Source organism: Geodermatophilus sp. SYSU D00815, from assembly GCF_054050035.1.
Genome location: NZ_JBJGYO010000011.1, coordinates 1 through 13436, shown reverse-complemented (window position 1 = coordinate 13436; position 13436 = coordinate 1). Strand labels below are relative to the sequence as shown.

Annotated in this window: 11 protein-coding genes; 7 read left to right on the top strand and 4 right to left on the bottom strand. The window is 76.4% G+C overall.

Annotation, left to right across the window (positions count from 1 at the left end; translation table 11 throughout):
- Nucleotides 1-107: 107 nt before the first annotated feature.
- Nucleotides 108-1016: a TIGR01777 family oxidoreductase gene (locus tag ACI78S_RS13995; RefSeq protein ID WP_456974250.1), complete on the top strand. Its 909-nt coding sequence runs from the start codon at nucleotides 108-110 to the stop codon at nucleotides 1014-1016.
- 16 nt (nucleotides 1017-1032) lie between these two features.
- Here ACI78S_RS13995 and ACI78S_RS13990 read toward each other — a convergent pair whose 3' ends face one another.
- The gene (locus tag ACI78S_RS13990; RefSeq protein ID WP_456974248.1) at nucleotides 1033-2625 is read right to left on the bottom strand and encodes a serine/threonine-protein kinase; all 1593 of its coding nucleotides are present in this window, start codon (nucleotides 2623-2625) and stop codon (nucleotides 1033-1035) included.
- 68 nt (nucleotides 2626-2693) lie between these two features.
- On the opposite strand from ACI78S_RS13990, the gene ACI78S_RS13985 reads away from it, so the two are divergent.
- The 3 genes from ACI78S_RS13985 to lipB are packed head-to-tail and all read left to right on the top strand — an operon-like array spanning nucleotide 2694 to nucleotide 5289.
- Nucleotides 2694-3926, top strand: a complete 1233-nt coding sequence (locus ACI78S_RS13985) for an NAD(P)/FAD-dependent oxidoreductase (RefSeq protein WP_456974246.1) — start codon at nucleotides 2694-2696, stop codon at nucleotides 3924-3926.
- Complete coding sequence (locus ACI78S_RS13980) at nucleotides 3926-4660, top strand: Type 1 glutamine amidotransferase-like domain-containing protein (RefSeq protein WP_456974244.1); 735 nt, start codon at nucleotides 3926-3928, stop codon at nucleotides 4658-4660. Before ACI78S_RS13985 ends, ACI78S_RS13980 begins: the two co-directional genes overlap by 1 nt.
- Nucleotides 4661-4665: 5 nt before the next feature.
- The gene (lipB, locus tag ACI78S_RS13975) at nucleotides 4666-5289 is read left to right on the top strand and encodes a lipoyl(octanoyl) transferase LipB (RefSeq protein WP_456974242.1); all 624 of its coding nucleotides are present in this window, start codon (nucleotides 4666-4668) and stop codon (nucleotides 5287-5289) included.
- A 33-nt stretch (nucleotides 5290-5322) separates the two neighbouring features.
- Here the strand turns inward: lipB and leuS are convergent, their stop codons facing one another.
- Nucleotides 5323-8217, bottom strand: coding sequence for a leucine--tRNA ligase (leuS, locus tag ACI78S_RS13970; RefSeq protein WP_456974240.1), 2895 nt, complete (start codon nucleotides 8215-8217; stop codon nucleotides 5323-5325).
- A 198-nt stretch (nucleotides 8218-8415) separates the two neighbouring features.
- Nucleotides 8416-9366 (bottom strand): helix-turn-helix transcriptional regulator, encoded by a 951-nt coding sequence (locus ACI78S_RS13965; protein WP_456974238.1) that lies wholly within the window; start codon nucleotides 9364-9366, stop codon nucleotides 8416-8418.
- A gap of 61 nt (nucleotides 9367-9427) precedes the next feature.
- Between ACI78S_RS13965 and ACI78S_RS13960 the strand changes: the two genes are divergently transcribed.
- Complete coding sequence (locus ACI78S_RS13960; protein ID WP_456974236.1) at nucleotides 9428-10030, top strand: TIGR03086 family metal-binding protein; 603 nt, start codon at nucleotides 9428-9430, stop codon at nucleotides 10028-10030.
- Nucleotides 10031-10045: 15 nt separating this feature from the next.
- Here ACI78S_RS13960 and ACI78S_RS13955 read toward each other — a convergent pair whose 3' ends face one another.
- Nucleotides 10046-10975, bottom strand: a complete 930-nt coding sequence (locus ACI78S_RS13955; protein ID WP_456974234.1) for an LLM class F420-dependent oxidoreductase — start codon at nucleotides 10973-10975, stop codon at nucleotides 10046-10048.
- Nucleotides 10976-11090: 115 nt separating this feature from the next.
- On the opposite strand from ACI78S_RS13955, the gene ACI78S_RS13950 reads away from it, so the two are divergent.
- Together ACI78S_RS13950 and lipA are read left to right on the top strand one after the other, a co-directional pair.
- Nucleotides 11091-12275 carry a hypothetical protein gene (locus tag ACI78S_RS13950; RefSeq protein WP_456974232.1) on the top strand — a complete coding sequence of 395 codons (1185 nt, stop codon included), beginning with the start codon at nucleotides 11091-11093 and terminating at the stop codon, nucleotides 12273-12275.
- A gap of 86 nt (nucleotides 12276-12361) precedes the next feature.
- A complete protein-coding gene (gene lipA / locus ACI78S_RS13945; RefSeq protein WP_456974230.1) occupies nucleotides 12362-13336 on the top strand; it encodes a lipoyl synthase in 975 nt (324 codons plus the stop codon).
- Nucleotides 13337-13436 lie beyond the last annotated feature (100 nt).

Genomic DNA, 13436 nt, shown 5'->3' with positions numbered 1-13436 from the left:
ATACGAGCTCGCGGCGGGACCCTGCAGCGGGTCACAGCATCGGGGCCCCGGCGGCGCGCCGGGGCCCCGATGCGTCCGCGGGGGCCTCCACAGCAGAAGGAGCTGGCGTGAAGATCGCGGTGACCGGGGCCTCGGGGCTCATCGGCAGCACCCTCGTACCCCGCCTGCAGGCCGACGGCCACGAGGTGCTGCGGCTGGTCCGGCGCACCCCGCGCGCGGCGGAGGAGCACCGCTGGGCGCCGGAGCACCGGCGGATCGACCCCGCCCTGCTGCGGGACGTCGACGCCGTGGTGCACCTGGCCGGTGAGCCGATCCGCCCCCGCCCGTGGACCACGGGCTACAAGCAGCGGCTGCTCGACAGCCGGCTCGACGGCACGACGACGATCAGCGCGGCGCTGGCCGCGGCGGCCGCCGACGACCCCGGCCGCCCCCGCGTGCTCGTCTCGGCCTCCGGCATCGACTACTACCCCGACCTCGGCGACCGGCCGGTGCCCGAGAGCACGCCGCCCGGCGACTCCTTCCTCGCCCGGCTGTGCGTGCAGTGGGAGGCGGCCACCGAGCCGGCCGCGGCCGCGGGCGTGCGGGTGGCCACCCTGCGCACCGGCCTCGTGCTCGGCCCCGGCGCGCCGCTGGTCCGGATCCTCGGCCTGGTGTTCCGCCTGGGCCTCGGCGGCCGGATCGGCTCGGGCCGGCAGTACTGGCCGTGGATCAGCCTGACCGACCAGGTCGAGGGCATCGTCCACCTGCTCACGCACGACGTCTCCGGCCCGGTCAACATGACCGCGCCGAACCCGGTGACCAACGCCGAGTTCACCCGCACGCTCGGCCGGGTGCTGCGCCGGCCGACGCCGCTGCCGGTGCCCGGCTTCGCGCTGTCGCTGGCCCTCGGCGAGTTCGCCCGGACCAGCATCCTCGGCGGGCGGCGCGCGCTGCCCGAGAAGCTGCTGGCCTCGGGGTACGCGTTCACCCACCCCGAGCTCGACCCCGCCCTGCGCGCGGCGCTGCGGCTGCGCTAGCAGACGCCCCGCCGCCTCACGCCAGCAGGACGGCGCTCTCGATCCGCCACCCGTCGGCGGTGGCGCGCAGCACCATGCGCACCGGCGCCTCCGGCCGGCCGGGCTCGCTGCGCACCGGACCCGCACCGGGCTGCGCGGCCCGCACGACGTCGTAGCCGGGCACCGCGTCGACCAGGTCCACCTCCGCGCGGTCCGCGCTGACCCTCGCCGCCGTCACCCGGAGCACGCCCGGCGTGAAGCCGCGCAGCACCTCGCCCGAGGCCGCCAGCGCGGCGACCGACCCCGCGTCGGCCGCGCGCAGGTCGCTGCCGTCGGTGTAGACGCCGGCCAGGGGGTCGGCGCTCGCGGTGGCGAACGCCTCCGCGCGCCGGCGGTACAGCTCCGCCAGCACCGGCACCCACCCCGCCGGGTCGGCCGGGGTCTCCCGCGGGTCGGCCGGGTCGGTGGCCTCGGCGCCGGGCGGCACCGCCGCCGCGGCCGGCGGGGGCGCCGACGAGGACGCGGGGGACACCGACGGGGCCGCCGCGGCCGGCGTCGCCGGCGTGGCGTCCTCCCCGCTCCCCCACCGCGTGCCCAGCCAGACCGCCGCGGCCAGCAGCGTGCCGATCCCGGCGACCGCACCCGCCCGCCGCAGCAGCGGCAGCGCCCGCGACCACCGGCCCGGCGGCGCCGGCTCGGGCGGCACCTCGGCCGGGCGCCGGCGGCCGGGGACCTGGTGGGTCAGCTCGGTCCGGGGACCGCGGCCGGTGCGCCCCAGCTCGTCGTCCGGCACGCCCGCGGCCGGGAGGCGGACCGGCTCGGGCCGGCAGGCGTGGCGCAGGTCCAGGGCGAGCTCGGCGGCGGTCCCCCGCTCGTGCGGGTCGGCCGCCAGCCCGCGGGCGAGCACCGCCACGAGCTCCGCCGGGGCGTCGGGGGCGAGCTCGGCGAGGTCCGGCAGGAGGCCGGCGGCGGCGACCGCCAAGGTGTCGGCCGGGCCGGCGGCGTTCCAGGGCGGGACGCCGGTGAGCGCGTGGAAGGCCGCCGCCGCGACGCCGAAGACGTCGGAGGCCGGCCCCGGCGCGCCGCCGCGGGCCACCGTGGGGTCGACGTACGCGGGCGTCACCTCGCGCGCGGCGGCCTCCCCGAGCACGCGCGCGACGCCGAGGTCGGTGAGCACCGGGCGGCCCTCGGCGGTGAAGACGATGTTGCCCGGCGACAGGTCGCCGTGGACGACGCCGTGCTCGTGGGCGTGCGCCAGGGCCGCGGCGACCGGGGCGACGGCGGTGACCACCTCGCCGGGCCGCAGCCGCCCCCGCCGGGCCAGCAGCGCGGCCAGGCTGCCGCCGGGCAGCAGGTCGAGCACCAGCGCCACGCGGGACCCGCCGGCCCGCCGGGGCGGGTGGACGACCTCGTGCAGCCGCACCAGGTGCGGGTGGTCGAGCTCGCCGAGCAGCGCCGCCTCGCGGGCCTGCCGCTCCGGATCGCCCGCGACCAGCACCTTGACCGCGACCGGCGCTCCCCCGCCGCGCGGCACGGCCCGCCACACCTCACCGGACCCGCCGCGGCCGAGCAGCTCCTGCAGCGTGTAGCCGGGGACGACCGGCGGCTTGGTCGCGTCGGGAGCGGGCACGGGCGACACGGTAGGCAGGCGGACCCGCGGCGCGCGGCCGTTGTCCACAGGCCCTAGGTTCGACCGCGATGGCCCTCCCCGCGCGCGCCGAGGTGGTGGTGGTCGGCGCCGGCCTCGCCGGGCTGTCGGCGGCCACCCGCCTCGCCGCGGCCGGCCGGGACGTCCACGTGCTGGAGGCCGCCGCGCACGTCGGCGGCCGGCTGACCACCGACCGGGTGGACGGGTTCGTCGTCGACCGCGGTTTCCAGGTGTTCAACACCGGCTACCCCCGCGCCGCCGACCTCGACCTGGCGGCCCTGGACCTGGGCTTCTTCGAGCGCGGCGCCGTCCTGCGCGTCGACGGCCGGGCGCACCGCGTGGTCGACCCCCGCCGCCGGCCCACCGCCCTGCCCGCCACCCTCACCGCACCGCTGGGCGCGCCGTGGCGCACGGCGGCGCTCGCCGCCTTCAGCGCCCGGGCCGCGTACACGCCGGTCGAGCGGCTGCTGCGGGCACCGGAACGCACCGCGGAGGAGGCGCTGCGGCGGGCCGGCGTCGGCGCGACCGCCGTGGAGCGCTTCTTCCGGCCCTTCCTCTCCGGCGTCCTGCTCGAGTCGGAGCTGGCCACCTCGAGCCGCTACCTCGACCTGCTCTGGCGCAGCTTCGCGCGGGGCGCGATCGGGCTGCCGGCCGGTGGCATGCAGGCGGTGGCCGAGCAGCTGGCGGGCCGCCTGGACCCCGAGCGGGTCCACCGGGGCGTGCGCGCGTCGGCCGTCTCCGGCGAGCGCGTCGCCACCGGCGCCGGTGACGTGCGGGCCGACGCCGTCGTCGTCGCGACCGACCCGGCCACGGCCGCCGCGCTGCTGCCGGGCGTCGAGGCGGCGGCCCCGCGGCGGGTCACCACGCACCTGCACGTCCTGCCCGCCTCCCCGTGGCCGTCCCCGCTGCTGGTCCTGGGCGCGCCCGGCGGTCGGCTGGCCAACACCGTCGTCCTCACCGACGCCCAGCCCGCCTACTCCCCCGACGGCCGGGCGCTCGTGGCCAGCTCCACGCTCGCGCCGACGGCCGAGGCCGAGGTGCGCGCCGAGATCGCCCGCGCGCACGACGTCTCCCCCGGCGACCTCGAGCACCTCACCACCGTCGACGTCCCCGGCGCGCAGCCGGCCGCGCTGCCGCCGCTGCAGCTGCGCCGTCCCGTCGACCTCGGCGGCGTCTTCGTCTGCGGCGACCACCGCGACACCCCGTCCATCCAGGGCGCGATGGCCAGCGGAGCGCGCTGCGCCCGCGCCGTCCTGCGCGCCCTCCGCCCGAACGGAGCCTGATGCCCGCCGCCGTCCCCACGATCCTGGCCACCAGCATCGGCTTCGACAGCCGCGGCCGCGGGCCCTACGACTGGGCGCCCGGGCCGGTCTTCGACCTCGCCGTCGAGCTGGCCGGGGCGCCGGCGCGGCCGAAGCTCTGCTACCTGGGCACCGCGACCGGCGACGACCCGGTGCGCATCGCCGGGGTCTACGGGGCGTTCGCCGGCAGCGGCGTGGAGGTCAGCCACCTCAGCCTGTTCACCATGCCGACGGTGCCCGACGTGCGGGCCCACCTGCTCGCGCAGGACGTCGTCTGGGTCGGCGGGGGCAGCGTGGCCAACCTGCTCGCGGTCTGGCGGGTGCACGGCCTGGACGAGGTGTTCCGCGAGGTGTGGCAGGCCGGCGTCGTCCTGGGCGGGGTGAGCGCGGGGTCGCTGTGCTGGCACGTCGGCGGGACGACCGACTCCTACGGCCCCGACCTGCGGCCGGTGACCGACGGCCTCGGGCTGATCCCGACCTCCAACGGCGTGCACCACGACAGCGAGGAGCAGCGCCGCCCGCTGTACCACCGGCTGGTCGCCGACGGCACGCTGCCGGCCGGGCACGCCACCGACGACGGCGTCGGCCTGGTCTACCGGGGCACCGAGCTCGCCGAGGTGGTCGCCGACCGGCGCGGCAAGGCCGCCTACCGGGTGGAGAGGGGGCCGGACGGCACGGCGGTGGAGACCCGGCTGGAGCCGCGACGCCTACGCTGAAGGCCGTGAGCGACCTCCAGGTGCTGCGGCTCGGGTTGATCGACTACGAGGAGGCGTGGGCGCGCCAGCGCGAGCTGCACGCCCGGGTGGTGGAGGGTGCCGCCCCCGACACCCTGCTGCTCCTGGAGCACCCGCCGGTCTACACCGCCGGCAAGCGGACCGAGCCGCACGAGCGCCCCTTCGACGGGACGCCGGTCATCGACGTCGACCGGGGCGGCAAGATCACCTGGCACGGGCCGGGGCAGCTGGTCGGCTACCCGATCGTGCGGCTGCCCGACCCGGTCGACGTCGTCGCGCACGTCCGCCGCCTGGAGGAGGCGCTGATGAAGGTCTGCGCCGGCCTCGGCGTCGCCACCGAGCAGGTGGAGGGCCGCAGCGGGGTGTGGGTGCGTGCCGACGAGCGCGGGCCCGACCGCAAGGTGGCCGCAATCGGCGTCCGCGTGGCCAAGGGCGTGACCATGCACGGCTTCGCGCTCAACTGCGACCCCGACATGCGGGCGTTCGCCAACATGATCCCCTGCGGCATCGTCGACGCCGGCGCGACGTCGCTGTCCGCCGAGCTCGGCCGCGACGTCCCCGTCGCCGAGGTCGTCGACACGGTCGAGGCCGCGATGCGCGCCGTCCTCTGAGGGGCTTTCGGTACCGGAAGCCCCTCAGGGGCCTCAGCCGAGGACGAAGTTGACCAGCCGGCCGGGGACGGCGACGACGCGGCGCACCGTCCTGCCGTCGATGTAGCCGGCGACCTTCTCGTCGGCCCGGGCCGCGGCCTCCAGCGCCGCGGCGTCGGCGTCGGCCGGCACCCGCACCTGCGCGCGCACCTTGCCGTTGACCTGCACCGCGACCTCGACGGTGTCCTCGACCAGCCAGCGCTCGTCGGCGACCGGGAACGCGTGCCAGGCCAGCGACCGTTCGTGGCCCAGCCGCGCCCACAGCTCCTCGGCCAGGTGCGGGGCCAGCGGGGCCACCATCAGCACCAGCGGCTCGACCACCGACCGCGGCACCGGGGAGTCGGCGCCGTACGCCTGCGTCAGGTGGTTGGTCAGCTCGGTGATCCGGGCGATGGCGATGTTGAACCGCAGCGTCGAGAACCCGTCGCGCACGCCCGCGATGGCGCGGTGCAGCGCGCGCAGCGTCTCCTCGGCGGGCTCGACGTCGGCGGCGCGCACGTCGCCGGTCTCCTCGTCGACCACGACCCGCCAGATCCGCTGCAGCAGCCGCTGCGAGCCGACGACGGCCTTCGTCTCCCACGGCCGCGACTGGTCCAGCGGGCCGGTGGACATCTCGTAGACGCGGAAGGTGTCGGCGCCGTACTGCCCGATCATCTCGTCGGGCGTGACCATGTTCTTCAGGCTCTTGCCGATCTTGCCGTACTCGCGGTTGACCGGCTTGCCCTCGAAGAAGAACCGCCCGTCCTTCTCCTCCACCTCGGCGGCGGGCACGTAGAAGCCGCGCTCGTCGGTGTAGGCGTAGGCGGAGATGTAGCCCTGGTTGACCAGCCGCCGGAACGGCTCCTCGCTGGAGACGTGGCCCAGGTCGAACAGCACCTTGTGCCAGAAGCGGGCGTACAGCAGGTGCAGCACCGCGTGCTCCACGCCGCCGACGTACAGGTCGACGCCGCCGACGTCGCCGGCCTCGCGCGGGCCCAGCCAGTACCGCTCCAGCTCGGGGTCGACCATGCGCTCGTCGTCGCCCGGGTCCAGGTAGCGCAGGTAGTACCAGCACGAGCCGGCCCAGTTGGGCATCGTGTTGGTCTCGCGGCGGTACTTCTTCGGGCCGTCGCCCAGGTCCAGCTCGACCGTCGTCCAGTCGGTGGCGCGCGACAGCGGCGGCTCCGGCTTGGAGTCGGCGTCGTCGTCGGCGAACGTCTTCGGCGAGTAGTCGTCGACCTCCGGCAGCAGCACGGGCAGCAGGGAGTCGGGGACGGCGACCGGCAGGTCGTCCTCGTCGTAGACGATCGGGAACGGCTCGCCCCAGTAGCGCTGCCGGCTGAACAGCCAGTCGCGCAGCTTGTAGGTCGTCGTCGCCTCGCCGGAGCCCTTCTCCACCAGCCAGTCGGTGATGCGGGCGATCGCGGCGGCCTTGTCCAGGCCGTCCAGCGACACCTCGTCGTTCGCCGAGTTGATCATGCGACCGGGGCCGGTGTAGGCGCCGCTCTCCTCGTCGAAGCCCTCGGGGCGCTCGACCGTCGGGATGATCTCCAGCCCGAACTCCTTCGCGAACTCCCAGTCGCGGGTGTCCTCGCCGGGCACGGCCATGATCGCGCCGGTGCCGTAGCCGGTCAGCACGTAGTCGGCGATGAACACCGGCAGCTCGCGGCCGTTGACCGGGTTGACCGCGTACGTGCCCAGCCAGACGCCGGTCTTCTCCCGGGCCTCGTTCTGCCGGTCCAGCTCGGAGCGCCGGGACGCCTGCAGCTGGTAGGCGGCCACCGCCTCGCGCGGGGTGGCGCCGCCGCCGGTCCACCGCGGGTCGGTGCCGTCGGGCCACGCCTCGGCGGTCAGCGCCTCCACCAGCGGGTGCTCCGGCGCCAGCACCATGTAGGTGGCGCCGAACAGGGTGTCGGGGCGGGTGGTGAAGACCTCGATGCTCTCGTCACCGGCGGCGTCGAAGCGGATGCGCGCGCCGGTCGAGCGGCCGATCCAGTTGCGCTGCATCTGCTTCAGCGAGTCAGACCAGTCCAGCCGGTCCAGGTCGGTCAGCAGCCGCTCGGCGTAGCTGGTGATCCGCATCATCCACTGGGTCAGCGGCCGGCGGAACACCGGGAAGTTGCCGCGCTCGGAGCGCCCGTCGGGCGTGACCTCCTCGTTCGACAGCACGGTGCCCAGCCCGGGGCACCAGTTGACCGGCGCCTCGTGCAGGTAGGCCAGCCGGTGCGCGTCGACGACCTTGCGCCGCTCGACGTCGTCCAGCTCGGCCCACGGGCGGCCGGACGGGTTGGTGCCGGGACCGGGCTCGCGGGTGCCGGCGTCCAGCTCGGCCACCAGCTCCTCGATCCGCCGCGCCCGGCCGGCCTCCTCGTCGAACCAGGACCCGAAGATCTGCAGGAAGATCCACTGGGTCCACTTGTAGTAGCCCGGGTCGATGGTGGCGAAGGAGCGCCGGTCGTCGTGGTCGACGCCCAGCCGCCGCAGCTGCGCCCGGATCGCGGCGATGTTGGCCTCGGTGGTGACCCGCGGGTGCTGCCCGGTCTGCACGGCGTACTGCTCGGCGGGCAGGCCGAAGGCGTCGTAGCCCATCGGGTGCAGGACGTTGTCGCCGTCCATGCGGCGGAACCGGCTGGTGACGTCGGTGCCCAGGTAGCCCAGCGGGTGGCCGACGTGCAGGCCGGCACCCGAGGGGTACGGGAACATGTCCATCACGAAGAACTTGGGCCGGCCGGCCACCTCCTCGAAGCCGGCCGACAGCCGACCGGTCGGGTTGGGCGTGTGGAAGGTGCCCTCGCGCTCCCACCGGGTCTGCCAGGCCAGCTCGATCCGCTGCGCCAGGGCCGGGGTGTACCGGTGCCGGGGCACGTCCCCGCCCTGCTCGGTGCCCGCCTGGCTCGCCGTCTGGCTCATCGTCCTGCGCTCCTCCTCGTCCGGTGGGTGGGCAGAAAAAAACCCCTCACGCAGGAGGGGTCGCCGTGCTCTCTGAGTCGGTCAGGTCAGCACGGCCGCGGAAGAAGCAGTCCACCGGACACGTCCCCCAGCCTACCCCGGCACCCGGCGTGCGGTCGCGCGGCTTCCGTCGCGCCTCCGTCACCCCTCCCCGGGCGCTCACGCCGGCTCGCCGTAGAGCCGGCGCAGGTCCTCGGCGACCCGGAGCAGGTGCGACCGGGCCTGCGGCGTGGTGATCTCCAGCCGGCGGCCGAAGCCGGCGAACGAAGCCGCGAGCACCTCCACCGACGGGCCGCCGAGTTCCACGACGACCCGCCCGTCGGCGGCCGGCTCCCCAACCGTCACTTGCGCCGGGCCGGCCCAGCGGCGCAGCAGCGGCACCAGCGACGGGTCGGCCAGCGCCTGCACCCGCGCCTCCGCCCGGCGCCGCTCCACCTCGCCGGCACTGCGCTCCCACGCCACCCGCAGGTCGAAACCGTCGGGTCGCTGCACCGGATCGCCCGTCGGCGTCACCGCGGTCACCCGGCTGACCCGGAAGGTGCGCACACCGGCGTCGGTCCCGGCGACCAGGTACCAGACCCCGGCCTTGGTCACCAGACCCAGCGGGGAGACCGTCCGGGTGGACGGCGCCTTGACCCGCCCGGTGTAGCCGAGCACCACCTGCTCGCCGTCGACCACGGCCCGCTGCAGCGCCGGCAGGTGCGGGGGCTCCGACGGCGCCGTCCCTCCCCACGAAGCGGCGTCGACGACGACGGCGGAGCCGGCGGTGCGAGCGCCCTCGCGCAGCGGCGGCGGCAGCGCGCCGAGCAGCTTGCGCAAGGCCGCCGCGACGGCCGGCGCGGTTGCCACCGACGACCCCGCGGCGAGGAACAGGGCCCTCGCCTCGTCGACCGTCAGCCCGGTGAGGTCGGTGCGGGCACCGCCCACGAGCGCCCAGCCACCGCCGCGGCCCGGGGAGCTGTACACCGGGACGCCGGCCGTGCCGAGCGCCTCGAGATCGCGCCGGGCGGTGCGCTCGGAGACCTCCAGCTCCCTCGCGACCTGGGCGGCGGTCACCCGGCCGCGCGTCTGCAGCAGGAGGAGGACGGCGATCAGCCGGTCGGCGCGCACGGGGGAGAACTATCGCGCAACGTGGCCAGGAGATGGCCGGTTTGCGCGCGAGGGTGGCCGCATGACGACCTCCGCCGCCCCGCTCACCGACCCGCGCCCGGCCTTCGCCGCGGCGACCACGACCGCCGTGACCGCCGTGACCGCGGTCGGGCCGGACCAGCTCGACGGCTCCACCCCTTGCCCGGAGTACGACGTGCGGGCGCTCGTCGGCCACCTGGTCTCCGTGCTGCGGCGGGTCTCCGCCGTGGGGCGGGGTGAGCACCCCTTCTCCGTGCCCCAGGTGACCACCGGCGTGCCCGACGACGGCTGGGGCGCGGCCGCGCGCGCCGCGGCCGACGAGGTCCTGGCCGTCTGGGCGGACGCGGCGCTGCTCGACCGGACGCTCGCGCTGCCGTTCGGCACCTTCCCGGGCGCCGCCGCGCTCGCCACGTACACCGGCGAGGTCACCACGCACACGTGGGACCTCGCCGTCGCCACCCGGCAGGCACCGGCCTGGGACGACGACGTCGTCGCGCTGGCGCTGGCCGCCGCCCGGCGGGCGCTGCCCGCCGAGGGGCGCGGCCCGGCGGTGCCCTTCGGGGACGTCGTCCCGACGCCGGACGACGCACCCGCGATCGACCGGCTCGTCGCCTGGCAGGGCCGCGACCCGCGCTGGACCCCGTGAGCCGGCGGTGGCGCCTCAGCCCAGCTGGGGCGCCACCTCGGCGGCGATGAGGTCGAGGTGGTCGAGGTCGGAGAGGTCGAGCACCTGCAGGTAGATCCGCGACGCCCCGGCCTCGGCGTACCGGCCCAGGACGTCGACGACCTGGGCGGGCGTGCCGCCCACGTCGGCGGCGCCCCACTCCCCCGGTGTCCGCCCGATGGCCTCGGCGCGGCGCGCGACCTCGGCGTCGTCCTTGCCCACGCTCACGGTGACCGCCGAGCTGAACACCATCGACCCCGGGTCGCGCCCGGCCTCCTCGCACGCCGTCCGCACGCCGGCGAACAGGCGGGCGTTGGTCTCAGGCGACTCGAACGGCACGTTGAACTCCGCCGCGTACCGGGCGGCCAGCCGCGGCGTCCGCTTGGCGCCCTTCCCGCCGATGATCACCGGGATCCCGCCGTCCTGCACCGGCTTGGGCAGCCCCGGGGAGCCGGCCAGCCGGTAGTGGCGGCCGTCGAAGTCGAACGTCTCCCCCGACGGGGTGCCCCACAGGCCGGCGATCAGCGCGACCTGCTCCTCGTAACGGTCGAACCGCTCGCCCACCTCCGGGAACGGGATGCCGTAGGCGGTGTGCTCGGCCTCGAACCAGCCCGCGCCGATGCCGAACTCCACCCGGCCGCCGCTCATCTGGTCGACCTGGGCGACGGCGATCGCCAGCGGGCCGGGCAGCCGGAACGTGGCAGCGGTCATGAGCGTGCCCAGGCGGATGCGCGAGGTCTCCCGGGCGAGCCCGCCGAGGGTGACCCACGCGTCGGTGGGGCCGGGCAGCCCGTCGCCGCCCATGGTCAGGAAGTGGTCGGACCGGAAGAAGGCGTCGAAGCCGGTCTCCTCGGTCCGCCGGGCGACGGCGAGCAGGTCGTCGTAGGTGGCGCCCTGTTGGGGTTCGGTGAAGATCCGCAGCTGCACGGGCTCGACGCTAGCCAGCGGCGCACCCGTCCGCCCGCCGGGTCCACCCGGGGTGTGCTCGCCGCCGGGAGCGGGCAGGATGGCGGCAAGTCGATCATTTCGAGAGGTGCATGCCGTGTTCCGCAAGAAGACGCGAGGCGAGGTCATCAGCGCCGAGCTGCAGGAAGGCCTCAGCCACCTCGGGACGGCGGTGACCGAGGCCGCGCACGCGGTCGCGGAGGAGCTGGCGCCCCGCGTGGAGGCCGCCCGCGGGGTCGCCGGTCCCCGCATCGAGGCCGCGCAGAAGGCCGTGGCGCCCAAGGTGGCCGCCGCCGTCGCCGCTGCCGCACCGGTCGTGGCCGGCGCCCGGGAGACCCTCGCGCCCCGGGTCGAGGCGGCGCGCGACGCGGTGAGCCCGCGCGTGGAGGCCGCGATCGAGGCGTTCGGCCCGCGCGTCGAGGCCGCCCGTGGAGCCGCCGCCCCCCGCGTGGAGGCCGCTCGCGCCGCCGCCGTGAAGGCCGCCGCCGACCTCGGCCCGCGGGTCGAGGCCGCCCGCGACGCGCTGGAGAAGGACGTGCTGCCCAAGCTCGTCACCACGCAGGCGGCCGCGCTGGCCTACGCGACGCCGAAGGTGCTCGCCGCCCGCGAGGCGGTGGCCTCGGCCGCCGAGAACGCGCTGGCCGAGCTCGAGGCCCGCCGCGACGAGCTCGCCGCCACCACCGCGGAGGCGCGCAGGAAGGCCCAGAAGCGGGCCCGCAAGCAGCGCCGGGAGCTGGAGAGGAAGGCGGCCCGGACGGCCACCGAGGTCAAGCGCAGGGTCGGCGTCGAGCCCGAGCCGCGGCGCTGGCCGTGGCTGCTCGCCGTGCTGGCCGTGGGCGCGGCCGCGTTCGCCGTCCTCCGCCGGCTCCAGGGCTCCGGCGACTCGTGGACCCCCGCGCCGGCCGGTGACGGCCCGGTGCCCAGCTACCGGGAGGACCCCGTGCCCAGCACGCCCAGCACGTCCGGCGACGACGCCGGCAAGGTCGTCTCCACGGCCGACACCACCCCCGGGGACGCCACACCGGCCGACACCGATCTCGGCGAGCAGCCCCAGCAGCTCTCGTACGGCAACGCCGAGAACGCCGACACGCCGGAGCCGGCGTCCTCGAGCCCGAACGACCCGACGCTGACCACCGCCACCGCGGCGCCGGACGACCAGCCGCAGACCGCGCCGGACGCCACCGGCAGCGGCGGCATCGGCAGCGCGGGCACCACCGGGAGCACCGGCGGCGCCACGGGCTCCGGCAAGGGCGACAAGCTCAACCCGCAGGACCCCGCCTGATCGACCGACCCGAACGGGCGAACCGCCCCGGGACGAGCGCCGCGCTCGACCCGGGGCGGTTCCGCGTCGGGGGTACCGTGGCGACCATGACGGAGACGGCCGTACCGACCACTGATCCGGGATCCGCGATCGGGCCGGGCGGCCGCAAACTCCTGCGCCTCGAGGTGCGCAACAGCCAGGTCCCGATCGAGCGCAAGCCCGAGTGGATCAAGACGCGGCTGCGCACCGGTCCCGAGTACACCGAGCTCAAGTCGCTCGTGCGCCGCGAGGGGCTGCACACGGTCTGCGAGGAGGCCGGCTGCCCCAACATCTACGAGTGCTGGGAGGACCGCGAGGCCACCTTCCTCATCGGCGGTGACCAGTGCACCCGGCGCTGCGACTTCTGCCAGATCGACACCGGGAAGCCGGCCGACTTCGACGCCGACGAGCCGCGGCGGGTCGCCGAGAGCGTGGCCACGATGGGCCTGCGCTACGCCACGGTCACCGGCGTCGCCCGTGACGACCTGCCCGACGGCGGCGCGTGGCTGTACGCCGAGACGGTCCGGCAGATCCACGCGGCCGTCCCCGGGTGCGGCGTCGAGCTGCTCATCCCCGACTTCGACGCCCGGCCCGACCAGCTGGCCGAGGTGTTCGGCTCGCGGCCGGAGGTGCTGGCGCACAACGTCGAGACCGTGCCGCGGATCTTCCGCCGGATCCGTCCCGGCTTCCGCTTCGAGCGCTCGCTGTCGGTGCTCACCGCCGCGCGCGAGGCCGGGCTGGTCACCAAGTCCAACCTGATCCTGGGCATGGGCGAGGAGCCGCACGAGGTCGTCGAGACCATGCAGGCGCTGCACGACGCCGGCTGCGACCTGCTCACCATCACGCAGTACCTGCGCCCGTCGGTGCGCCACCACCCCGTCGTCCGCTGGGTCAAGCCCGACGAGTTCGTGGGCTTCCGGGAGGAGGCCGAGAAGATCGGCTTCGCCGGCGTGCTGGCCGGCCCGCTCGTGCGCAGCTCCTACCGCGCGGGCCGGCTGTACCAGCAGGCGGTCGAGGCGCGCGGGGTGAGCGCGCAGGCCTGAGCCTGGAACGGCCCCGGTGCAGGGGCCCGCGGCGCGCGTCAGCGCGGCGCGGGGGGCCGAGCTCCTGGAACGGCCCCGGTGCAGGGGCCCGCGGCGCGCG

What these genes read in the sequence shown, in the direction of transcription:
- ACI78S_RS13985 (WP_456974246.1), top strand. Translation starts at nt 2,694, where the DNA reads ATGGCCCTCCCCGCGCGCGCCGAGGTGGTGGTGGTCGGCGCCGGCCTC.
- ACI78S_RS13980 (WP_456974244.1), top strand. Translation starts at nt 3,926, where the DNA reads ATGCCCGCCGCCGTCCCCACGATCCTGGCCACCAGCATCGGCTTCGAC.
- leuS (WP_456974240.1), bottom strand. Translation starts at nt 8,217, where the DNA reads ATGAGCCAGACGGCGAGCCAGGCGGGCACCGAGCAGGGCGGGGACGTG.
- ACI78S_RS13960 (WP_456974236.1), top strand. Translation starts at nt 9,428, where the DNA reads ATGACGACCTCCGCCGCCCCGCTCACCGACCCGCGCCCGGCCTTCGCC.
- lipA (WP_456974230.1), top strand. Translation starts at nt 12,362, where the DNA reads ATGACGGAGACGGCCGTACCGACCACTGATCCGGGATCCGCGATCGGG.